The organism is Paenibacillus jiangxiensis (assembly GCF_046098255.1).
GTDB lineage: Bacteria > Bacillota > Bacilli > Paenibacillales > Paenibacillaceae > Paenibacillus > Paenibacillus jiagnxiensis.
Map to the genome: position 1 here is coordinate 177,797 of NZ_JBJURI010000004.1, position 21,577 is coordinate 199,373.

The window sequence follows — 21,577 nt, forward strand, 5'->3', positions numbered from 1 at the left end:
ATGACGGATATGAATCGTTCCCGCATTGTGCTGGATCTGGATGTGAACGGCGAGGTGCGGACCGCCACGATCCGTTCTGCCGATCTGCTGTTGGATACATTGCGGGAATCCTTTGGTCTTACCGGTGCCAAACCGGGATGCCGGAACGGTGACTGCGGCACATGCATGGTGCTCGTCGATGGCCTGCCCATGAAATCATGTCTTATGCTGGCTGTCGAGGCAGCAGGAAAAAATGTGACGACGATTGAAGGGCTTCACGATACGGAGGTTCAAAAAGAATTTGTGGAAAAGTTCGCTTTCCAGTGCGGTTACTGCACCCCGGGTTTTATTATGAACATCCATGCACTTGCACGAATTCATCCTGATGCCGATCAGGCAACGATTACGGATTGGCTGCAGTCCAACATCTGCAGATGTACTGGTTACGAAGAAATTCGTGAAGCTGTAGTTTCGGTACTGGGGCGTAAATGAACATAAACAGGACATATTAAGAACAGGGACTCGACGCCAATCGTCAGAGCCCTATTCTTGTCTCTGCAGGCTTGGTCCGGCCGAAAAAATCAGCCTAGCACATAGGAGCCTGCAATCGCGCCGCGAAGCTCCTGAACATCCACCATCGGCGGTCGTCCGTACATGCGGGCATATTCCCGGCTGAATTGGGACGGGCTCTCATAGCCTACACGGTAGGCCGCCTCGGTGGCTTGCACGCTTTCCGTCAGCATCAAGCGCCGGGCTTCCTGCAAGCGCACTGATTTCTGGTATTGCAGCGGGCTCATGGCCGTGACGCGTTTGAAATGCTTATGAAACGCAGACGTGCTCATATTTACGGATTTTGCAAGCTGCTCGACCAGAAGCGGCCGGTTGAACTGACGATTAATCAGCTGGATCGCTTGAGCGATGTTATGAGCATGGCTGCCGCTGATCGCAAATTGATGAAAGAGCACGCCTTGTTCGCTTTGCAGCACCCGATACAGAATTTCGCGGATGACGAGCGGCGAAATGATCGGAATGTCCTGGGGTGCATCGAGCAGCTGCATAAGACGTACGAGGGCTTCGATCAATTCGGGGGACGTCCGGCTCACGGTGATACCGCGGCTGGCTTCCCCGGGAATGAGTTCGGGATCATTCATCTCCTTCACGATGTCCAGGATGACGTCGGCGTCGAAGCTGAGCTTCAAGCTTAAATACGGGATTTCCGGCGAGGCTTCAATGATTCTGCCGATGATCGGCAGCTCGACGGAAGTGACCAGATAAGATGAAGGATCATAGCGATAGGTTTCGTCAGCTAACAGAGCCATTTTCGCCCCTTGCGCCACGACACAAATGGATGGTTTATATACAGATTCCATGGGCTCTGACGGCTGTGCAGCATACATCAGCTTCAAAGAAGGCACGGCTGTTTGATGCGTGCCGTTCGAAGGAGCATGGCGGCTTATCAGGAGCGCCAACTGCTGCAAGGCCTGTTCCGTGCGAATTGATTCATTCGTATTGTCCAATGTTTGCCGACTCCTTTCAGGAGAAGTATAGTTACTCTAATATTAACGAAACCGAAGAGAATTAGGCAAGGATCGAACAGATATGTTCTAACAGATTCATTCCGTTATTTAATACAATGAATGTGCAAGGTCGAACACGGCGGTAACCGATCGGCCGAAATGAGAAGATAAAGGAGAGAACAACAATGAGTTTGAATGGAAAAGTTGCAATCGTAACAGGTGCATCGCGTGGCATCGGACGGCAAATCGCCCTTCAACTGGCTCAAGCCGAAGCGAAGGTGGTCGTCAACTATTCCTCGAATCAAGGGAAAGCGGACGAGGTCGTAAAGGAGATTGAGCAATCCGGCGGCGAAGCCGTTGCCATTCGCGCCAATGTAGGCAAGATAAGTGAGGTAGAAGCTTTATTCTCGGAGACGCTTGAGCGTTTCGGGCACGTGGACATTCTGGTCAATAATGCCGGCATTATGGAAACCGTGACGATCACTGACGTGACAGAGGAGATGTTTGACCGCCATTTCGAGATCAATGTGAAAGGAACTTATTTCGCCTGCCAGCAAGCGATGAAGCATATGGCGCAAGGCGGGACGATCATCAACTTCTCGACCTCTGTGTCAGGTGCGATGCTCCCGGGGTACAGCGTCTACGCCGCAACGAAAGGGGCGGTCGAGCAGTTGACCCGTCAATTGGCCAAGGAATTCGGTCCCAAGGACATCATCATCAATTGTATTGCGCCTGGACAAGTAGCTACCGAGCTGTTCCTGAACGGCAAATCAGAGGAGCTGGTTAATTCGTTCCGCAAAATGAACGCGTTTGGAAGACTCGGAGAACCGGAGGATATCGCGAATGCGTTGGAACTGCTCGTCAGCGACAAAGCCCGTTGGATAACAGGACAGACGATTCGTGTAAACGGCGGGTTTAACTGATTATTACGGAAATTAGGTTTTGAGAAAGAAAGGGCGAACCGTCAACGCGGAAGAAAGCGTTGGCGGTTCGCCCATGAATTTTATTGATTTTTCAACTTCACTTTAAAGACATCTCCCGCATTGCCGACAAATACGATCAGACCGCCTTTTGGAAGGGTCACGGAATGCTCAGAACTTACTCTTGATAAGTGTACAACCGTTCCGTTTTCATCATAGACGGCGAAGCTGCCGGTTTTTGAAAAGTCAACAGCCATCGTCTTATTCGCAGTGCTTTCGTCTATTTTAAACCATTGCGCAAATCCATTGGACGATACTGTATATTGGGATGTTTCCGCAGCAGGCAGCGGTTTAATAGCATCCTCACGAATAAAGTGTTGATCAGCCGACTGCAAGTACTCCGAGTTATCTTTTTTGTAAAAATTCAAATCAAATGTATCTCTCCCGTTCATCACAGGTATTTCGACGGCATTGACAGCATGGTTTTCATCTACAATTCTAGTGCCGCTGGCATAACCTTTATCAACAGCTATATTCTTTATTAAAATTGCTGTAGGCACCAAATAAAATAGAGAGTTTGTTTTTTCATCCAGGGCATAGTATTTCTTATTATTTCTATCTGCCCATGCCTTTTTCACAGAATCATTTACAGGGTTATCGTCCAGCTTTTGATATTCATAATACACCGCTTCAGTTTGACCCAAACCCGGGAAGTCCAAAAGCACATTCGCTTTGATATAGGTTTTTCCATTAGTTTGTTTCTCAAAGCTTACTTCAGCACTGCCGTCACTGCTGGTGAAGCGGCTGTTGCCTGTATACACATATTTCTGGGCTGGTATCATCCCACCCATCAGATCAGGCAGCTCAAATTCCCCGTTTTGAATATTCACATGTATGGTTGCACCAACGGTTCCGTATAAGCCTGAATTAGCGGCCAAATCTGCGGGCATATCCACTTTTACAGGAGGTATAGCTGTTTTTGGAGGAGTGATATCTTTAATAATGCCTTTCTCCTTTAAAACCTCCTGCAAAATATTAGAAGCAAATATCGTATCATAAATTGAAGATCCGCCGGAAGAAATGACTGCCATTGACAAATGATGCTCGGGTAAGGAAATCAGGGCAGAGTGGTACATTATGGTATCCCCGCCTTTGTTTAAAGCAGTGATGCCATAATCACTGAACGGAGCCAATTCGACCGCATCCCAGCCGAGCCCGTAATTATAAATATTTCTCTCTTCAGGAACCCAGACTCCTTTCCGGTATTCGGGACTTTCCATGGCAGCTGCCGATTGCTTGGATAAAATATCTGGCTTCTGGCCCATTAAAACTTCAGAAAATTTGGTCAACTCTTCTGCTGTAGAGTAAAGACCGCCTGTCCCGACAATATTGGGATTTTCAACAGGCAGGGGCCCCTCAATTCCAGGAAAATATGTTTTGGCCAGCTGCTGTCTGTCAAATGGATCAAGCGGTGTTTTTGTGAAATTTAAATTCAACGGTTTACTGATATGGGTCGCAAGGAATTCGCTGTATGTCAACCCACTCACACGTTCAACCAGAAGTTCCAGCAGCTGAAATCCGTCATTGGTGTAAACGGAGTATTCACCAGGGTTCGATTTTAAACGCTCAGACTGCAGCTTTGCCAATAGCTCATCATGCTTTTCTGTGGAATTGTCATCGAATAACATGCTGTTTTTATAATGGGAACCATAAAGACCTGACGAGTGATTGAGCAGCATCCGCGGAGTGATTTGCTTGTATCTTTCATCCGCCATTTTAAAATCCTTGATATAGGCCGTAAGCGGCTGATCAATATCGACCTTGCCGGCATCAACCAGCATCATCGTTGCGGCAGCTGAATACATCTTGCTGACAGAACCAATGGCATACATCGTATCTTTGTTAATGGAATCATCGGCTTCATTCCCATTTACTCCTGCGCTATCGGATAAGGTAATTGCACCGTTATCCAGAATGGCATATTGAACGGAACTAACCCCATAATCGGATATTAGTGCCGAAGCCAGCTTGCGGGCTTTCTCTGCAACCGTATCATCATTGCCTTCGGCCGAAGCCCCGGAAGCCCAGGGCACCTGCAGCAGCACAAGCATTACAGCGATAAGTGTTATCCCTATTTTTTTCAATTTCTTTTTCCTCCTTGTATGCTCCTTAGTTTAATAGCTGCTTTCAGCATACAATCAGCAAGGAGCATATAGGGCAGGAAGACCCTCAAACGCAAAAAACAATCCCCAAACAGCAGAAGGTTCAGGGATTGTTCGTATGAAAGGGCAGCACGACCATGTTATTAAATACTTTATTTTTCGTCTCAATCGTCATATGGCCGCCGTATTTCTCGCATATTCTTGAAATATTGGTTAAGCCAAGTCCATGAAATTCCGGATTTGCTTTTTGGCTGTGCAAAGATGCAGCTTCTTTTTCCACATGATTGAGGACATGAAGGAAGAGGGCCGACTCATTGGAATGGATTTTAATAAGCATATACCTGTCATCCGCGACTTTGATCTTTTTGGATGCTTCTATCGCATTATCCAGCATGTTACCCAAAACAACACATAAGTCGTACCGTTCAATGTGAATTTCTTGCTTGGCTAAACTGAGTTTTGTATCTATTTTAATGCCGTTGGCCTGTCCGATATTAAGCGTATTCGTAACAAGGGCATCGATCACCAGATTGCCGGTATTCACTCTGTGATAGGCATCTTCAATTTTATTTAATGTAACTTTAATGTGCTCACGTGCCTGTTCGAGCTCGTTTCTTTTGATACATTCCTCAATATACAAAAACTGCTGGTTCGTATCATGAATGATTCTTTTAATGTTTTTGAAGCTGTGCACCGTTTTCTCATAGTTGGCATCCTGATAATCCATCTGATTTTGCAGTTGGGAATTCTGATGAATTAATTGGAATTTTTCGACAATATTATCGAAGATATAGACAATGAACACATTCAATAGCAGAAGTCCAAAGATGGATATGAAATAATATATGTTTTTTTCACTATACATAGACATAACATTGCCTTGGATAATGCTCACAACCGGCACAATCAAGAATAACAGATAGTAGCGGGTATGGATAGGGAAGCTTCTTCGTTTGGCAACCAGCCGTATCATCTGAATGAGGGGAAACATGAGCATACAGCTGAGCAGCATAATTTTGGAAGACAGAAATTGTGCATTGTTCATGTTATGCAGACTATTGAGATCAAATGTCTCCACATCATACAAAATATAAGTAGATATATAATTAACCAGAGTAAGCAAAACGGCGTAAAGTGTTGAGAAAATGATCTTTAATTTTAAATCCACATGATAAGCATGGGCCAAACTGAAGATCACAATTAACGCAGCGGGGGAAGAGACAAGAGCAGGCAATTCAGCACATAAATATAGAAAATCCAATACCAAAAATATAAGCAAATAAACCATACTGTTGGCCTTCTTGTTGGACTTGCTCAAAACAGAGTTGAAATAAAAAATCAGCTGCAAACACATGACGAGTGAAACAACAAAATTAAGCAGCAATAATCTGTAATCCATCATATCAACTCATCTCAGTAACCATAAATTTGGTATAGGTATCTTTTACTTCTTTGATTTTCGAGCGCCCAATGGGCAATTCCATTGCATTTGACATGAATACCTTGCCTCCGGCAAATTTTTTGACATGAAGCAGATTGATAATAATGGACCGGTGAATTTGCAGAAAATGAAAATCCTTGAGCGCTGAAGCATAGTTCGAAATAATGCCTTTGCTCTCGTAGGTTTGATTCTGGGTTACAAAATGCAATTTATTTTTAATCGTTAAGCTTTTGGCGGCTTCAATGGCAATAATCTCATCATGTTTTAAAATCACTTCTTCATAAGCCGACTTAATGACAAGAAATTTTTGATCCAGAGATTGAAAGTACTGATGCAGCTTTACTATTTTTTCTTCAAAAATATGGGGTGCAACCGGTTTGATTAAATACTGATAGGTCACCACATCAAAGCTCTCCAGCATATACTCCGGGTAGCTGGTCAAAAAGATAATTTGTTCATCAATGTTCTTCAAGCTCCTTATTTTTCTGGCGGTTTGAATGCCGTTGATGCCGTTCATTTCAACATCCAAGATTAAGATATGGAAGGAGGGGTTATTGTTTTCATAATAGGCCACCAGTTCTTCTCCGGAGCTGAACATTTCAATTTCAAAGTTTAAATTCGTCTTGACCGATAAAGATATCAGCGTATTTTTTACAAGCTCTCTTTGCTGCTGCTCATCATCGCATATAGCCACTTTATACATAAATCAGCTTACCTCTCTATGGCTGTTTTTAGAAAACGAAAGTCAACTCACAGTGTATGATAGGATGGGTTAATTGTCCACTTTGTATCCATACGTTCAGAAGAAGATAGGGAGGGGTCAAAAGAAGCGAAGAGGATTGCCGCCGTAATAATTATTGAAAAAGGACGCCGGTATAATACCGACGCCCATTGACTTCCTGTATGTTCATTTAACACTGTTTATGCTTATTTCTTCAATTTCAACAATTGCACGAGTTTATCGTGAATGGCGGTATTCGGATAACTGCCTGCAAATTTCTCGGATCCGGGTCCCATGGCCGTCAGTGGCACATTGATCGCTGTATGGCCGCCGGTAGTCCAGTCGATGTAAAATTTTTCATTAGAACCATGGATGGTAAACGGGCCGTCCTCCTTGGACATACCGTCACCGGATTCATCCTCGTCGTCCTCGCCTTCAATCGCCATGCCGCCGGTTTCATGATCTGCCGTCACAAGAACAAGCGTGTCCGGGTGGGACTTGGCATAGTCCTTGGCCACCTTCACGGCTTTATCGAGCTGCTGGCCGGCTTTGATCGTTAATTCGCCTTCATTGTCATGTGCCATCTCATCCGTGCCTTCTTCCTCGACCACCAGGAAGAAGCCTTTTTTATTTTTGGAGAGCACATCGATTGCTTTTGCTGTCATGTCAGGCAGTGGGACTGTCGGTTTATAGGAATTGCCCAGCTCATTATGCGCCTGAAACATCTCCTCATTAGCGAACAGGCCGAGCAACTTGCTGCCGGAAGCGGATTTCATTTCAGTGCTGTTGGTTACATATTTATAACCCAGCTTTTTAGCCTTCTCAACCAGATTGCCCTGGGTGCCTTTGCTTGCTTCTTCAGGATCTTCAGCCGGGGCATCTTTGTGGGCTCCAGGTGTTCCTTTTGGATACCAGAAATCTTCACCGCCGCCGAGAATGACGTCCACTTTACTTTTTTCCAAATACTGCTTGGCAATATCACTTTGGGCCGAGCGGTTCTCTACATGGGCGCCAAACGCCGCACCCGTTGCATCCGTCACCTGGCTCGTCGTGACGATACCGGTGGAAAGACCTGCTTTCTTGGCCTGCTCCATAATCGTGGTGACCGGCTTTTTCTTCATATCCATGCCAATCGCGCCGTTATACGTTTTGACTCCAGTGGCAATGGCACTGGCCGCCGCCGCGGAATCCGTCACCAGGTTATCGCCTGAATCCGTGCTGACAAGTCCGATGACAGGCATGTTGTCCATTTCCAGATTGCCGGATTTGCCGACCGTAGCCAGCGTGACCGCATCTCGGGTGGCTTGTCCCATCCCGTCGCCAATAAACAGGATGACATTTTTCGGATAGGCGGATTTCTGGTTGCTCGTGGTTGCAGCAGATACGTGAGGATCGTTGGCGGCAAAAAGGGGAGAGCCAATAACTCCAACAGCCGCAATAGAAAGGATTGCTTTTTTAACATGAACAGCACGCTTTTTCACAAACCTCACACTCCAATGCGTAGAGTATATTACAATATGATCATATATGAGTTTTGTAAAACGAGAGTGCTTGTATTGTTAAGCGAGGGTAATTGTTGTGTGGCGAACATATGTGCTATCATAAAAGAAACAACGACATTTTTCGATCTGCGGAGGCGTACGATGACTAAAGATGAAATCATTGAGTACTGTCTGTCATATCCAAGCTCTTATGAAGACCACCCTTTTGGGGAAGATTGGACTGTAATGCGTCACAAAGGAAATAAGAAAATATTTGCGCTGATCTTTCATCATAACGGCCACCTATGTGTCAACCTTAAATGCGAACCCAGCCGTGCTGATTTTCTGCGCACCCTTTTTAAAGAAGTGACGCCCGGATACCATATGAACAAAGAGCATTGGAATACTCTTATCCTGGATGGCGAACTCCCGGAGCAGGAAATTCATGAAATGGTGAACCACAGCTTCGAATTAACACGGCCAAAGATTAAAAAAAGAAAGCAGGTAGAATCAAACAGCGCGCACCAATAGAAAATCGGTGCGCGCTGGAAGCTTGATATTTTTTACTTGTCTGTCTTACAAAGTAGAGATATCAATGACAAAGCGATAACGGACATCGCTGCGCAGTACACGCTCGTATGCTTCGTCTACCTGGTCCGCGCTGATGACCTCGATTTTAGGGGCAATTCCGTGCTCCGCTGCAAAATCGAGCATTTCCTGTGTTTCACGGATACCGCCAACAAGTGAGCCCGCAAGGCTGCGGCGACCCATGAGCAAGGAAAACGGCTCAAGACTGTTACCTCAGCGCCCAGAGCGTGGGCAAATTGGATCGCTACATGGCCTAGCCCTCCCATTCCGAGAATGGCTACCTTTTTACCCGGACCAGCGTTCCAATGTTTCTTATTCAACCCAGCGGATCACGTCAGCCGCTTCTCTTCTTGTCTTAGGACGCGGAGCTTTGACACGGTATCCGAACGCAGCCATCATGCTGATTCCGTACTGATCGTTTTCCAGCAGTCCTTCTTCGCGTAAAATGGCGTCCACAGCGTCTCTATCGAAGCCTTCGATCGGGCAGGAGTCAATGCCGATGAGGGCGGCACTGGTCATCATGTTGCCGAGAGCAATGTAGGTTTGCTTCGAAGCCCAATCAAACAGCGCGCGTTCCGACTCCATCAGCTTGAAATCCTCTTCCTGGAACGACTGGTAGCGGCCCATCATGTTTTTTACGTTCTCCGCAGGGATTTGCTTGACCTCGGTCAATTGCTGCCAGAAGTAGTCGGACTTATAGCTTGCATCTTTACGCGCCAAAATTAATACGACATGGCTGGCTGTAGGCATATGCCCTTGTGCCCCCCAGCTCACGGTGCGCAGCTTCTCGCGCAAATCCGCATTCTGAACAACAACAAACTTCCAAGGCTCAAGGCCGACCGAGCTTGGAGAGAGCCGAGCCGTTTCCAGAATGAAATCAAAATCCTCGGCAAAAATCTTCTTTGTCGGATCAAATTCTTTGGTGGCATGTCTAAATTCGAAGGCTGCCAATATGTCTTCTTTTTTTATGCTGTGGTTCATTAAATCCAGCTCCTTTAATATAAATCGGCTATAGGGAAGATTCCCAATAACGTTCTTGCCGTGGAACCAATCATAATTCAATCCCGATGCCCTCACAAGAACGCACATTGTTGTGCGATAGTGTAATAGATGTAATCATGGGAGCTGCTTTTTATCTATTGACATTTGGATGAAAAACATATATCTTTATATCAAGATAATTAAACATAAAACATTTTCCGCATTCTACATTACTATGAAAGAGGGGCATTACCATGATCCAAATACTCGATAGAATCAATGAGCTGAGCAGAAAACAGCGTGGGGAAGGGCTGACTGAACACGAGAAGTCCGAACAAGCTGTGCTGCGGCAGGATTATTTACAGATCATTCGGGGGCAATTTAAAAATACCCTGTTAAGCGTATCCGTCGTCGATCCTGAAGGAAATGATGTAACCCCAATGAAACTGGTGGAGGAAAAGCTGGCGCAAACAAGCGAGGCCAAAGCCAGTAATGAATGAGTTCAAAGTCAAAAAGATGGGTCAGCCAAACAATGGCTGATCCTTTTTTGAATTGTTATTAGAGATTTCGCTCCAGAAGCTTGCCTACCTGTTCAGCCATAACCTGGGGAGAATAAGGCTTTTCATTCTTGAACCACCATTCCACGATTCCCACAATCGCAGAGGCGAAAAACTCTATAACAAGATCTGAATGAAACTCTTCATTTCTGCCTTCCGTTTGGCAGCTTTCTTCATGAAGGACACTGACAACAAGCTCAAGGAACCGGGTCCGAAAAAAGGGGGCGCCTTTGCTGGCCAGCATCGTTGAAAAGAACAAATAATGCCGTTCAAAATATTCAAACCACAAGAGCTCAGCTTCAACATACTCTAAATCCGCCGAGGACAAGCATATTTCCCTGAGCTCATTCATATGGGCTTCAATCAGCTTATCCAGCAAATCATATTTATCTTGATAATGTAGATAAATGGTTCCCCGGCTTACATTGGCGCGGTCGGAAAGGTCCTGTATGGTGATCTCATCAAAGCTTTTTTCGGTCATCAGTTCGATGACGGCTTTCTTTAATGCTTCTTGCGTTTTAAGAATTCTTCGATCCACTTTAGGCATCGCGATAACACCAAACTTTCCTGAAATAGTGTACAATGGACTTTAGCTTATTTAGCTGCATGTTTTCAGCACTTTTTTTTAATAATAGACACAAATCCAATACTTAATCAAGTATTATGACGTGCAGGGAAAACATATAACAAATTTCATATTGGAGGAGTCTCAATGAGCCAGCGGTTTCGCATCACCAGGACATTTCAGGAAAATTCAGTGGAACAAACCATAACTTTGGAAGAGTGCAAGGATTACTTTGCATCCAAGCCTGATTTTACATACTCAACGGTGTATACAGTGTCAGGGCCTACTAGCACAATGTCCATCGATGGAGACTTTTTCATGTGGAGCTACGGAGATATGAAAATTCCTTTTCGACATTATATGGGGGATCTGTATGTAGCCATTTACGACGAAGCGGTCATCCCCAAAATGATTGAAGTGGCAAGTGATTTGAGGGCTGATTTGACAGAAGGCTAAAAGTAAGAAAAACAAAACCATCCTGGGAATATGAACATTCCTGGATGGTTTATCAACTCATTATGCTGTTAACTTCGCGTACGCGACAAAGAACACCATGATTTCTCCAACGATTACATAATTGGGCACATGATAAATCAAATCAAACGTGATAAAACAAGCGATGACTCCAACGAATACCGCCCAGTGATAGGGTTTGAGCCGCAGATGTTTGTGCCTGTACCGGTGAAACACCAAAGATGTAGAGAGAAAGTACAGCAGCACAGATCCAAATACAAAAATCAGCATAAATGAATAATCCAGCTGCTCTAGATAAAGTAATTGAATGGAAGCAGCGATCATGCTCAGGGATAAATAGACGAACAGGTGACCATAAATGATCATTTGCCCAGCAGTTTGTATGTCTTTGCTTACCTTGGTTTCTATATTGTCAAAATACTGCCACCACATTGCAATGATTAGCAGAGCTGTAAATACGATAAACAAAACAGATGACAAATTCCAGTTATTAAACTGCAGCACAGCAAGGATGCTGATGACGGATTCACCTAAAAGAATGAGGGTAAATAGGGCAAAACGTTCAAATAAGTGATGCGTATTGATTGGTGTTTTCACCAGATGCCGGCGTCCAATCAAGGGAAGTACAATGTCTACGGCAATTCCCAAATACAAAATGGCATACCGGATCCAGGAGTCAAAGAAAAGTGAAAAGGTGGATATCAAGATTCCGAACAAAAAGTGCTTGCCCAAAAAGGAAGCCGTCACTTGTTGATGAGCGGCTTTTGCTCGATGTGCCCAAAAATATTGGATGGCTGTCAGTGCTCTTGAGCCTATATATCCAATAAAGAAGGGGATATAGTATTGATCAAAATCAGGGGATAGACTCGCTGTCATAATTAAAACAAAAAACAGCTGCAGGATGATTAATACTCTCTGAATGAAAATATCCTGTCCGAATCTGTTGATAAAGAGCGTTTGTCCTACCCATCCCCACCAGATCGGAACAAAAATCAAAACAAATTTAAACAAATATTCCATGGGAATGATTCCATGCTCTGCATGCAATAAGACATGTGTTGCTTTTGAGACTGCTGCTACAAACAGAAGATCATAAAATAGCTCCAGCCAGGTGACCTTTTTCTCAGCCATTCCTTTTAAACTCCCCCTCAGTTGACTTGACGTATTTTCATCGTGAACAATCAATTTATTATATCAATTTTTATGTAATGGTCTATAAAATTTTTGTCCATCCACTCCTGGATGTGAAACTCAACCTATTCTTTTTGAGCACCGCTGCAGTCCTCATCCATGCCGTCTATGATTTGATAACAAATATTCGCCATTTCTGCTACCGACTGCTGCATCCCCTCCCGAATCCAACTTACCATTACACTGTATATGGCACCGCTCCAAAAGTAAGATTTGTAGTTTTCCAAATCACTATTATCGGTTAAAGAAAACTTCATGATTTTGTGGAATTCGCTTAGTATGGTATCACCGAAATTGGCCATCAGAAGAATTTTTAAACTATCCGCATGCTGCTCAATTGTTTGGAATAAGACATACCAGTATTCAAAACTGTTTTTTATTGGAAAATGCAGATTCATGGAATCCGTGACTTTATCCACGATTTCTTTCATCATGCTTCGCAGGATATCTTCCTTGGAGTTGTAATTGCGGTAGTACGCAGTCCTGGACACACCGGCGCGTTTTACGATGTCTGTAATTGATATCTCTTGGAAGGATCTATCCTTCATTAATGAAATCAAAGCCGTTTCAATACACATTTTAGTCATACGGTTTGATTCTATATTATTCAAACGCAAAACTTCTAAACGCTGTAATTCTGTTGTTTTATGCTCAGACATTACAATCCCTCCGGTTTTGTTCAGTCCATCCCCGATCTAATTGACCCTTAAAAAACATGGATGTTACAATTGTAACGGCAATACATATGTATTCTATTTCTTCAGAATTTTAATGTCAAATAAGCTTTTAGTTCAGGAATTGAAAACGATATAAGATGGAGGTAATACTTTATGAAAGCACTTGTGTTACAGGAACCAGGTAAAATAGAAAGTCTAACGATCATACAGGATAGGGAGAAACCCATCCCAAAAGATAATGAAATCAGGGTAAAAGTATTTGCAGCCGGTTTAAACCCCTCGGATTATCAAGTTGCAACGTATACAGGTCTGACGAGTGAAAAGAAACGGGTGCTTGGATTAGATGTCGCGGGCGTTGTGGATGCGGTTGGAAGCGGGGTGGACAATTTCAAGATTGGAGATCGTGTATACTATCTCCGCAGTATAACAAATCTGGATGGAGGATTTGCCGAATACGCCTGTACAACAGCTCATACAGCAAGCAAGCTGCCAGATTCAATTTCTTACGAGGTGGCCGCCGCAACTCCAGGGGCGGGCTTTACAGCGTATCAGGCCATCGTGCAAAAACTCAGACCAAAAGCAGGAAAGACCATACTGATCCACGGAGGCGCAGGTGGTGTAGGCGGCTATGCCATTCAGTTGGCCAAATTATGCGGGGTAACGGTATACGCTACTTGCCGGGGAAAAGACATGGAATACGTAAAAAATCTTGGTGCGGATGAGGCAATTGATTATACAAAAGAAGACGTATATTCGGTCCTTTCGAAGCTGACAAACGAAAGAGGTGTTGATTACATACTGAACACAATAAGTTCAGATAGTGCTGCCAAGGATATTGATGTGCTTGCCTTTGGCGGGGAAATCGCAGTCACGGCTGGCTTTCCTGACTTCAATCGACTTCGATTTTATGAAAAGGGCCTGTCCCTGCATGAGATTGCGCTTGGGGCAGCCCATACAGAAGGGGATTATAAAGCACAATCCAGTTTATCCGAAATTGGAGATGATTTTGCCAAATTACTGGTAGAGAAGAAAATTGTCCCTCCATTCATTACAATGATCTCTATGGAAGAAATTCCGGAATACTTGCTTAAACTAAAAGAGAGGAAAATTACGGGTAAAGTGGTCGCAACAATCGATTCATAAAACGAATATTTCGTCTTTTTGTTGGGTCAAGTTCTTAACCTTTCTCGAGGCAAGAACTTGACCCTTTTGCCATAACGGGCGGGAAGGGCTGGCCAAAGGACAAGAAGTCAGCTTTAGCCCTGGTTATTGTGTTCAGCTTCTTCCGACTGCTGCGATTGTAATCGAATATCTTCAACAGTATTTTGATAAGTTTCTCCCCAATTCCTCATCGACAAAATGACCGGTTCCAACGTTCTGCCAAATTCAGTCAGCGAATATTCCACTTTAGGCGGCACCTGTTTATAAACCTCTCGAAGAATAATACCATCCCGTTCAAGCTCACGGAGCTGCAGAGTGAGCATAAATTGCGTAATTTTCGGATAGAGACGGCGAAATTCATTAAATCTTCGCGGACCGTCGATCAGATGATACAGAAGCATTCCTTTCCACTTCCCACCGATCACATCCAATGTAGTTTCAATTGGACATCCGCGTCCTTCCATATCCGAAATTAAATCGTTCTTATTCTCTCGGTTGCCCACGGCCTTTATTCCTCCAATAGTTCTATTTTTAATACTATATAATAAAATTCTGCGTACTTTTCAGAATTTAATATACATTATAATATCAATCCGTAACCAACACCATCCATTTGGGAGTGGGGAATACAACTACTAAGAGAGAGAAGGGTACAAAGTTATGAATTTGAAAGGATTGTTAATCGGTTTACTTTTTACTGTGTTATATTCATCAGGAGCTATTATAATGAAAATCGGCTTGCTGTCGGCGCCTCCATTAACTTTAGTAACCATGCGTCTGCTTATCGCCGGGCTGCTGCTGCTGATTTTTATTTACGGATTTAATAAGAGCAAATATCCCCTGCCTAACAAAAGGGAATGGAAAATGTTGTTTTTGCTCGGTTTATTGAACACCACGTTGTTCCTGGGTCTCGGCAGCTTATCCATTCGAACGATTTCCGCCGGGATTTTCAATCTCTTTCTCCCCATAAGTCCTTTTGTGTTTGCTCTTTTTTCCTTATTTTTTATGGGCACACATATTCGAGCGAAAGAATGGCTCGGTATGGCGGTGTCCGTCATCGGACTTTTCATTGCGACCTACCCGTCATTGGCAAATAGTCACGCCACGCTAGCCGGTATTTTGTTCCTTACCTTTGGAATGATCTCCATGGCTGTCGGAAGTCTGATTTACAAAAAGGCCAACCTGCAACTGCCCAATCTTGTAATAAACGCGTGGCAGGGGTTCATCGGCGGCATTTTTCTGTTGATCCCAACTTTGTTCTTGGAGTCGGGAACACCGGTCCGTCTGGATCTTCATCTTGCAGTATTTCTTCTTTGGTCAGTTTTCGGTCTCTCGATTTTCAGTATGGGGCTCTGGTTTTATTTGCTGAAGCAGGATGCCGTCAGAGCGAATAACTGGCTGCTTTTGAATCCTGTCACAGGTTATATTCTGGCTGCCATCATACTGGGTGAGCCCATCACCTGGTATGCCGTCATAGCTACCGTTATTGTGCTTCTGGGATTGTACCTGTCGGGAAATTTTCGCACAAACCGTACAAAAGAAAAGGTCACTGAACCAGCGAATTAACAAGGAACTTCCTGCATATTCACTTTGCCCCCTCAAACTTGGAGCGGGGCTTTTGCGTCGCCAAACCTAAGTTGGCATTGAAATTTGACACTCATAGATTACAAATGTAGTATTGAAAACAGATTACATACGTAGTCATTCTTCAGAAGAGGTTGTACAAGATGGAAGGAGGGGAGGAGCAGCATGTTTTTTTCCCTGTTGATTACAAGCTTCATCGTTTCTTCTATTTCCGCCGCCGGAATTATGCTGATCAAAACTGTCTTCCGTAAGCAGTTGACTGTGAAGTGGCACTATAAAATATGGTTTGTACTGATCGCTGCATTAACGGTTCCTCTGCTACCGGTTCATTTTTTCCATTTCGGAACGTATTTTTCCGGCCTGGATGGCATTTTGCCCAATGGAACAGGTGTCGCTGTTAACGATTCGGGAGATCTGGTGACCGCAAATACAAATTGGCTGCAGGACTTTACGGTTTCCGTAAATCGGACCGCTCCGCCGTTTCTTCAGACCATAACAGCCGGTGTTTGGATAGCCGGGGGCTTCGCTTTTGCTATGGTGACACTACACTCCTGGCTTAAAATCAAAGATTTGAAGACCAGCTCCCAGCAGGTAACAAATCAAGAGGTTTTAGAATTGTTCGAGCAGTGCAAGGAGCAGCTGGGCATCGATAAAAATGTGGGTGTTCTGGAATCACCGTTAGTCAAATCGCCGATGATGGCCGGTTTGTTCAAGCCGTATTTTGTGTTTCCGGCCGGATTTTCGGACTGGCTTTCTTTGGATGAAATCAAATATATTTTCCTGCACGAATTGAGTCACTTGAAAAGCAAAGATAACATCACAAATTATGCAATTGTGGCGTTTCAAATGATCTACTGGTTTAACCCTCTTGTTTGGGTCGCATTTGGAAGAATGAGGCTGGATCGTGAGATCGCCTGCGATATCGCTGTACTGCAATTGCTGGATGACCGCTGCCATGTTGAATATGGCCATACGATTATCAATTTTGCGGACAGAGCGTCACGGCCTGCGAATTACTCCCTTGCAAGTCAGCTTGTCAGCCCAGCCAGCCAACTCAAAAAACGCATCGAAACGATTGCGGGCTTTCGCCCTGAATCAAAAGGGCTGAAAATCAAGAGCATTGCTGTAGTCCTGTTTGCAGGCGTCCTGGTTGCAAGTCAGATTCCGGTCGTTTCTGCGCTGGCCCGCGACGGCGATCAACGTTATTCCTTTAACGGAGAGCACACCGTCTATGAGGATCTGGGCAATTATTTTTCCGGTTATGAAGGAGCCTTTGTATTATACGACATGCAAGCTGATCAATATCACATCTACAATGAACGGAAAAGCACATGGAGGGTGCCGCCTGCTTCCACATACAAAATTTACAGCGCTTTGATCGGTCTGGAGGCAGGTGTTATTTCGGACGAAAATTCGACGATCGCATGGAACGGCCAAACTTATCCATATAAGGAGTGGAACAAGGATCAAGATTTGCGTACAGCGATGAAGAGCTCGGTCAATTGGTATTTCCAGACGATGGAGAGCAAGCTTGACCGCAGCGTTTTTCAGGCATATATAAAACAAATTCATTACGGGAACGCCGATATTTCCAGCGGGCCGGGAACGTATTGGCTGGAATCTTCTTCGTTACAAATATCTCCGGTCGAACAGGTGCAATTGCTGAAGGCCATGTACACAAATCAATTCGGATTCGGGGAAGAACATGTTCAGACCGTGAAGAATGCGATCAAGCTGGAAGAAGAGGGGGACGCGGTTCTTTACGGCAAGACAGGTACAGGCGCTGTAAATCATAAAAATACGAACGGCTGGTTTATCGGGTTTGTAGAGAGCCATGGGAACACCTACTTCTTTGCAGCGAACATCCAAAATGCGGATCGCTCAAACGGAAGTACGGCGGCGGATATTACACTAAAGATTTTACAGGATAAGGGTATTTATGGAGATGGGAAGTGATGGAGATGTCTCACCAGGTGCCGCGAATTTCGGAAGCGGAATGGGAAGTCATGAACGTGCTGTGGGAAAAGGCTCCGCGAACAGCCAACGAGGTTACTCACGCTTTACAGGAAAAAACGGATTGGAAGCCAAAAACAATTCGCACGCTATTGGATCGGCTGGTCAAAAAAGAGGTGGTTAGCGTCAATCAGAGTTATAAGGTATATACCTTCATTCCGCTGTACACGCAAAACGAATGTCAGATCGCCGAGGCGAAGTCTTTTCTCAACCGAATTTATGGCGGGACAATGAAATCGATGCTCGTTCAGTTTTTCGAGGAGCAGTCGATAACAGAGGAGGAGATTAAAGAGCTGCGTACCATTTTGCAAGAGAAAGCCAGGAAGCACCAGCCTTAGGAGAAAGCGTAGGCCTGCTAAGTCCCCTTAAACAAGCCGCATTTTTCGCGGCTTGTTTATTTTTTAAGTCTATATCCGCGACCCAATCGTTATAAGCTGTGAACAAGTTTCGTTGCAGCTGCCTAATTTCAAAATGGTTGGACAATAACGGATTGACGAATAATAAATTATAAGATATTATCAAATTACTAAATTAGTAAATAACTAAATTAGTATACGGAAAGAAGGAGAAAAAATGAAAATACCAACTACTTTGAAGCATAAACCTGTTATCGTCTCGGAAAACTATGAGCAAGTAGACGGCAGGCTCTCTAATAACACGGATGCGAAAGGTATTTCTCTGGGATTGGCTCAGTGGAACGATAGAGGAAAGGTCGATATCTCCGCCAAAGTATGGAGATACACAGGGGAAAAATGGTCCCGACAGTCGGAGGAACTGCCTCTTCACCGCGTTTTGGATTTGGCAATCCTTATCTGCAGGTCTATGGAGCATTTTCGAGAAGCATACAGGTACGAGCATTTATATGATCCGCAGAATCCGGTCATCGACCGAATTGGATTGCAGGGGGATGCCATGACTGTAGCCGTATGCACGGACAATGACAGAATCAATGAAGACATCCAACTGTTCAACCAGGCTTTAAGCGATGACAGCGAAATGATCGGTGAGCGGCTGCGTACGTTATCAGCAATTTTGAAGGATATGGGGTATTAGGGCTAAAGAAAATGATAGCATAATAAAACCAGCGGCAGTCTTACGCCGCTGGTTTTATTATTTCTTAAGATGTCTGTCCCTTTAGAAAATCACAGGCAACCTTGCAAGCGATCTTTATACAACGAGCATCTCCCTTATCTAAAAAATGGATGGCAAATCGGATTGACGAATAAAAAGCTATAAGCTATTATGAACTAGTAATTTAGTAAATTACTAATTTATTGGCTTACTGAATGTTATATCTTGATTTTAAATGGACAGAAAGAGAAATATGAGTTGAAAGGGGAATAGCCGTGAATAATCAGGAATATATTTTGTCACCCGATAGGGAATTGACTGATGCAGAAATAGAAATGATATGGAAAAAACCTTTATCTCATAAGATCAGTGAAGAAGAACACCGCATTTGCAAAGAAATCAAGCGAAGCTGGAATCGCGGGGAAATGAAAATCGCCAATATTTTGCTGGAGGGTGACGCCGGCTCCGGTAAAACCCAGCTTGCCAAAGCATTGTCCGCTAATTTCGGGCTTCCCTACACAAAAGTAACCTGTTTTGCCGATATGGATAAATCAGATATTATTGGTGCCATTTTACCGGTTGTTTCCTCTGAAGGATTAGAGAAGATGGACGCTGAGGATCAAAACGTTTTGCAAGCATTGTATGAAAGCGATGGTTTTCAAAGTGCAACGGAAGTCATCATGGATGTTCTGGGAGTGACTCGGGAAGCTGCCGCTCTAAAGATGAAGCAATTACTGGAGAACGCAGCGGAAAATGCCGAGAGTGAAGCTGCTGAGTATCGCTTTTATCCGTCAGAGATCGTCAGAGCTTTTCAGAAAGGTTATCTTCTGGAAATCCAGGAGCCAAACGTTATTCGCGATGCCGCGGTGTTAATGGCGCTAAATTCGGCCTTGGAGCTGGACGGCAGCCTCAACCTCCCTACAGAGGTCATACGCAGACACCCGGATTTTATCACGGTCATTACAACAAACCGCAGTTATGCGGGAGCCAGACCGCTAAATGAAGCGCTGCGTGACAGAGTGCAGCATTCGGAAAAGATGGATCTGCCGACCAAAGAAGTGATGATCGAACGCGCACGTGCTAAAACCGGCTGCACGAATGAGCAGGTTTTGGATGTTTTTGCAGAGACGATTATGATCCTGGACAAAACAGCCCGTGCCAATGCAATTAAAGGAGTGGCAGGCACGCGCTCTTACTTCTACTGGGTAGACGCATTTGACGGAGGTGCTTCAGGTATTGAATCTTTGTATTATAAGGTCATTTACAAGATTACGACCGATGCAGAGGAAATTAAAATACTTGAAGATGCGCTTAAAGCCCATGGTCTGTTGGAGAAAATCGATGAAGTTGAGAACGGGTTAAAAAAAAACGAGTTTTAGATACAGCGGAAATGAGGACATGGGGAAATATTGATGATTCCGGTTATGAGCCCGATCCCAATGAAGAAGAGACAGGCATTGCATTTAAAAAGTCCGCTGATAGCGATGAAAGCTCGTCTGACAGTGCTCTCGACGATTCCGGTTCGCTGGAAAGCTCGGAGCTGGGGGAGAATGGTTCGCCCAGGGTTCATCAGGCGAATCCTGAACCCATGTCAGAGGATGCGAAGCAAAAAGAACGCGAATTCCGGAAAAAGCTGAATCGAGATGCGCGGGAGATCGTATCAGAGTCGATTCATAAGGGTGTCAAGCTTATTATTCATCGTCCGGATTACACTCCTGCATATCAGCAGGAATATATCTCCCTAAGCAAAGAGCTCATGCCTGTCGTACGGGAAATTGCCAGAAAAACGCTCCCGCTGCTGGAGCATGAGGTTTCAACTGAATTTGCGAGAAATCATTATTATGGCACCAAGTTTCAAGCAGAAAGCGTGGCTTACGGGGATTACAGGTATTTTGCCAAGAAACGGCCTCCGACGGAATCACCTTCCTTGGTAGTCGGCCTGCGAATTGATGAATCCGCATCGATGGCTGCATTCGGGAGACTGGAGGCAGCCAAGCGGGCGGTGATCGCGGTATATGAATTTTGTCAAATTTGTCATATTCCCATCTTGATCTACGGTGATACAGCCAATGTATCCAAGATGGAGCAAATGTCGCTATTTGCTTATGCGGATTTCAATAAAGCGGACTCCCATGATCGGTTCAGGCTAATGGGCATTCGTGCAAGAAGCAATAACCGGGACGGCATGGCACTCAGAATCATGGGAGAGAAGCTAGCGGCTGCTCCCCAAGAGACAAAGCTGTTGATCAGCTTAAGCGACGGTCAACCGAAAGCGATGGACGATTATACCGGAAATTACGCTGCCCAGGACATGCAGCAAACCATTGCGGAGTATGAACGGAAAGGAATTACGTTTTTGGCTGCTGCAATCGGTCAGGACAAAGAAGTCATTCAGCGAATTTATGGGAATGAACGATTTTTGGATATTACGAATCTGAGGGAGTTCCCGGCCAAGCTGGTTCGAGTCATTGCGAGATATTTGTGAGCCTGAATA

22 protein-coding genes and 1 pseudogene are annotated in these 21,577 nt (G+C 44.5%); 12 read left to right on the plus strand and 11 right to left on the minus strand.

What is annotated here, in order from left to right; genetic code table 11:
- On the plus strand, window positions 1-471 hold the full coding sequence (locus tag ACI1P2_RS05915; protein WP_408976144.1) for a (2Fe-2S)-binding protein: 471 nt from the start codon (window positions 1-3) through the stop codon (window positions 469-471).
- 89 nt (window positions 472-560) lie between these two features.
- Here the strand turns inward: ACI1P2_RS05915 and ACI1P2_RS05920 are convergent, their stop codons facing one another.
- On the minus strand, window positions 561-1,496 hold the full coding sequence (locus tag ACI1P2_RS05920; protein WP_355317763.1) for an AraC family transcriptional regulator: 936 nt from the start codon (window positions 1,494-1,496) through the stop codon (window positions 561-563).
- 185 nt (window positions 1,497-1,681) lie between these two features.
- Here ACI1P2_RS05920 and ACI1P2_RS05925 point away from each other — a divergent pair, with 185 nt between their 5' ends.
- Complete coding sequence (locus tag ACI1P2_RS05925; RefSeq protein WP_355317765.1) at window positions 1,682-2,419, plus strand: SDR family oxidoreductase; 738 nt, start codon at window positions 1,682-1,684, stop codon at window positions 2,417-2,419.
- A gap of 80 nt (window positions 2,420-2,499) precedes the next feature.
- On the opposite strand, the gene ACI1P2_RS05930 is transcribed toward ACI1P2_RS05925, so the two are convergent.
- The 4 genes from ACI1P2_RS05930 to ACI1P2_RS05945 form a co-directional block, all read right to left on the minus strand.
- Complete coding sequence (locus ACI1P2_RS05930; RefSeq protein ID WP_355317766.1) at window positions 2,500-4,560, minus strand: serine hydrolase domain-containing protein; 2,061 nt, start codon at window positions 4,558-4,560, stop codon at window positions 2,500-2,502.
- 121 nt (window positions 4,561-4,681) lie between these two features.
- A complete protein-coding gene (locus ACI1P2_RS05935; RefSeq protein WP_355317768.1) occupies window positions 4,682-5,980 on the minus strand; it encodes a GHKL domain-containing protein in 1,299 nt (432 codons plus the stop codon).
- A gap of 1 nt (window position 5,981) precedes the next feature.
- The gene (locus ACI1P2_RS05940; RefSeq protein ID WP_355317769.1) at window positions 5,982-6,722 is read right to left on the minus strand and encodes a LytR/AlgR family response regulator transcription factor; all 741 of its coding nucleotides are present in this window, start codon (window positions 6,720-6,722) and stop codon (window positions 5,982-5,984) included.
- Window positions 6,723-6,946: 224 nt separating this feature from the next.
- Entirely contained in the window at window positions 6,947-8,221 is a 1,275-nt protein-coding gene (locus ACI1P2_RS05945; protein ID WP_355317770.1) for an alkaline phosphatase, read from the minus strand.
- Between the two features lie 162 nt (window positions 8,222-8,383).
- On the opposite strand from ACI1P2_RS05945, the gene ACI1P2_RS05950 reads away from it, so the two are divergent.
- Window positions 8,384-8,752: an MmcQ/YjbR family DNA-binding protein gene (locus ACI1P2_RS05950; protein WP_355317772.1), complete on the plus strand. Its 369-nt coding sequence runs from the start codon at window positions 8,384-8,386 to the stop codon at window positions 8,750-8,752.
- A gap of 45 nt (window positions 8,753-8,797) precedes the next feature.
- On the opposite strand, the pseudogene ACI1P2_RS05955 reads toward ACI1P2_RS05950, so the two are convergent.
- Together ACI1P2_RS05955 and ACI1P2_RS05960 are read right to left on the minus strand one after the other, a co-directional pair.
- Window positions 8,798-9,120: pseudogene (locus tag ACI1P2_RS05955) on the minus strand (hypothetical protein); the annotation flags it as partial.
- 1 nt (window position 9,121) lies between these two features.
- Window positions 9,122-9,790, minus strand: a complete 669-nt coding sequence (locus tag ACI1P2_RS05960; protein ID WP_355317774.1) for an NAD(P)H-dependent oxidoreductase — start codon at window positions 9,788-9,790, stop codon at window positions 9,122-9,124.
- A 254-nt stretch (window positions 9,791-10,044) separates the two neighbouring features.
- Here ACI1P2_RS05960 and ACI1P2_RS05965 point away from each other — a divergent pair, with 254 nt between their 5' ends.
- On the plus strand, window positions 10,045-10,290 hold the full coding sequence (locus tag ACI1P2_RS05965; RefSeq protein ID WP_355317776.1) for a DUF896 domain-containing protein: 246 nt from the start codon (window positions 10,045-10,047) through the stop codon (window positions 10,288-10,290).
- 58 nt (window positions 10,291-10,348) lie between these two features.
- Here the strand turns inward: ACI1P2_RS05965 and ACI1P2_RS05970 are convergent, their stop codons facing one another.
- A complete protein-coding gene (locus ACI1P2_RS05970) occupies window positions 10,349-10,894 on the minus strand; it encodes a TetR/AcrR family transcriptional regulator (protein WP_355317778.1) in 546 nt (181 codons plus the stop codon).
- A 165-nt stretch (window positions 10,895-11,059) separates the two neighbouring features.
- Here ACI1P2_RS05970 and ACI1P2_RS05975 point away from each other — a divergent pair, with 165 nt between their 5' ends.
- The gene (locus ACI1P2_RS05975; protein WP_355317780.1) at window positions 11,060-11,368 is read left to right on the plus strand and encodes a hypothetical protein; all 309 of its coding nucleotides are present in this window, start codon (window positions 11,060-11,062) and stop codon (window positions 11,366-11,368) included.
- A 60-nt stretch (window positions 11,369-11,428) separates the two neighbouring features.
- On the opposite strand, the gene ACI1P2_RS05980 is transcribed toward ACI1P2_RS05975, so the two are convergent.
- Window positions 11,429-12,517 carry a low temperature requirement protein A gene (locus ACI1P2_RS05980; protein WP_355317782.1) on the minus strand — a complete coding sequence of 363 codons (1,089 nt, stop codon included), beginning with the start codon at window positions 12,515-12,517 and terminating at the stop codon, window positions 11,429-11,431.
- A gap of 125 nt (window positions 12,518-12,642) precedes the next feature.
- A complete protein-coding gene (locus ACI1P2_RS05985) occupies window positions 12,643-13,236 on the minus strand; it encodes a TetR/AcrR family transcriptional regulator (protein WP_355317784.1) in 594 nt (197 codons plus the stop codon).
- A 171-nt stretch (window positions 13,237-13,407) separates the two neighbouring features.
- On the opposite strand from ACI1P2_RS05985, the gene ACI1P2_RS05990 reads away from it, so the two are divergent.
- The gene (locus ACI1P2_RS05990) at window positions 13,408-14,397 is read left to right on the plus strand and encodes a zinc-binding dehydrogenase (protein ID WP_355317786.1); all 990 of its coding nucleotides are present in this window, start codon (window positions 13,408-13,410) and stop codon (window positions 14,395-14,397) included.
- Between the two features lie 113 nt (window positions 14,398-14,510).
- Here ACI1P2_RS05990 and ACI1P2_RS05995 read toward each other — a convergent pair whose 3' ends face one another.
- Window positions 14,511-14,918: a winged helix-turn-helix transcriptional regulator gene (locus tag ACI1P2_RS05995; RefSeq protein WP_408976145.1), complete on the minus strand. Its 408-nt coding sequence runs from the start codon at window positions 14,916-14,918 to the stop codon at window positions 14,511-14,513.
- Window positions 14,919-15,075: 157 nt separating this feature from the next.
- Here ACI1P2_RS05995 and ACI1P2_RS06000 point away from each other — a divergent pair, with 157 nt between their 5' ends.
- The 6 genes from ACI1P2_RS06000 (at window position 15,076) to ACI1P2_RS06025 (ending at window position 21,568) form a co-directional block, all read left to right on the plus strand.
- Entirely contained in the window at window positions 15,076-15,981 is a 906-nt protein-coding gene (locus tag ACI1P2_RS06000) for a DMT family transporter (protein WP_355317788.1), read from the plus strand.
- Between the two features lie 183 nt (window positions 15,982-16,164).
- Window positions 16,165-17,955 (plus strand): BlaR1 family beta-lactam sensor/signal transducer, encoded by a 1,791-nt coding sequence (locus tag ACI1P2_RS06005; protein WP_355317790.1) that lies wholly within the window; start codon window positions 16,165-16,167, stop codon window positions 17,953-17,955.
- Between the two features lie 5 nt (window positions 17,956-17,960).
- A complete protein-coding gene (blaI, locus tag ACI1P2_RS06010; RefSeq protein WP_355317962.1) occupies window positions 17,961-18,350 on the plus strand; it encodes a penicillinase repressor BlaI in 390 nt (129 codons plus the stop codon).
- A 235-nt stretch (window positions 18,351-18,585) separates the two neighbouring features.
- On the plus strand, window positions 18,586-19,065 hold the full coding sequence (locus ACI1P2_RS06015; RefSeq protein WP_355317792.1) for a DUF6530 family protein: 480 nt from the start codon (window positions 18,586-18,588) through the stop codon (window positions 19,063-19,065).
- 353 nt (window positions 19,066-19,418) lie between these two features.
- Window positions 19,419-20,462, plus strand: coding sequence for an AAA family ATPase (locus tag ACI1P2_RS06020; protein WP_408976146.1), 1,044 nt, complete (start codon window positions 19,419-19,421; stop codon window positions 20,460-20,462).
- Window positions 20,463-20,473: 11 nt separating this feature from the next.
- A complete protein-coding gene (locus ACI1P2_RS06025) occupies window positions 20,474-21,568 on the plus strand; it encodes a vWA domain-containing protein (protein ID WP_355317796.1) in 1,095 nt (364 codons plus the stop codon).
- Window positions 21,569-21,577 lie beyond the last annotated feature (9 nt).

Excerpts from the sequence above, each read along its gene's own strand:
- ACI1P2_RS05965 (WP_355317776.1), top strand. The coding sequence starts at position 10,045 with ATGATCCAAATACTCGATAGAATCAATGAGCTGAGCAGAAAACAGCGT.
- ACI1P2_RS05980 (WP_355317782.1), bottom strand. The coding sequence starts at position 12,517 with ATGGCTGAGAAAAAGGTCACCTGGCTGGAGCTATTTTATGATCTTCTG.
- ACI1P2_RS05960 (WP_355317774.1), bottom strand. The coding sequence starts at position 9,790 with ATGAACCACAGCATAAAAAAAGAAGACATATTGGCAGCCTTCGAATTT.
- ACI1P2_RS05985 (WP_355317784.1), bottom strand. The coding sequence starts at position 13,236 with ATGTCTGAGCATAAAACAACAGAATTACAGCGTTTAGAAGTTTTGCGT.
- ACI1P2_RS05925 (WP_355317765.1), top strand. The coding sequence starts at position 1,682 with ATGAGTTTGAATGGAAAAGTTGCAATCGTAACAGGTGCATCGCGTGGC.
- ACI1P2_RS06000 (WP_355317788.1), top strand. The coding sequence starts at position 15,076 with ATGAATTTGAAAGGATTGTTAATCGGTTTACTTTTTACTGTGTTATAT.
- ACI1P2_RS05990 (WP_355317786.1), top strand. The coding sequence starts at position 13,408 with ATGAAAGCACTTGTGTTACAGGAACCAGGTAAAATAGAAAGTCTAACG.
- ACI1P2_RS06015 (WP_355317792.1), top strand. The coding sequence starts at position 18,586 with ATGAAAATACCAACTACTTTGAAGCATAAACCTGTTATCGTCTCGGAA.
- ACI1P2_RS05970 (WP_355317778.1), bottom strand. The coding sequence starts at position 10,894 with ATGCCTAAAGTGGATCGAAGAATTCTTAAAACGCAAGAAGCATTAAAG.
- ACI1P2_RS06025 (WP_355317796.1), top strand. The coding sequence starts at position 20,474 with ATGAGGACATGGGGAAATATTGATGATTCCGGTTATGAGCCCGATCCC.
- blaI (WP_355317962.1), top strand. The coding sequence starts at position 17,961 with ATGTCTCACCAGGTGCCGCGAATTTCGGAAGCGGAATGGGAAGTCATG.
- ACI1P2_RS05935 (WP_355317768.1), bottom strand. The coding sequence starts at position 5,980 with ATGATGGATTACAGATTATTGCTGCTTAATTTTGTTGTTTCACTCGTC.
- ACI1P2_RS05940 (WP_355317769.1), bottom strand. The coding sequence starts at position 6,722 with ATGTATAAAGTGGCTATATGCGATGATGAGCAGCAGCAAAGAGAGCTT.
- ACI1P2_RS05915 (WP_408976144.1), top strand. The coding sequence starts at position 1 with ATGACGGATATGAATCGTTCCCGCATTGTGCTGGATCTGGATGTGAAC.
- ACI1P2_RS06020 (WP_408976146.1), top strand. The coding sequence starts at position 19,419 with ATGATATGGAAAAAACCTTTATCTCATAAGATCAGTGAAGAAGAACAC.
- ACI1P2_RS05975 (WP_355317780.1), top strand. The coding sequence starts at position 11,060 with ATGAGCCAGCGGTTTCGCATCACCAGGACATTTCAGGAAAATTCAGTG.
- ACI1P2_RS06005 (WP_355317790.1), top strand. The coding sequence starts at position 16,165 with ATGTTTTTTTCCCTGTTGATTACAAGCTTCATCGTTTCTTCTATTTCC.
- ACI1P2_RS05950 (WP_355317772.1), top strand. The coding sequence starts at position 8,384 with ATGACTAAAGATGAAATCATTGAGTACTGTCTGTCATATCCAAGCTCT.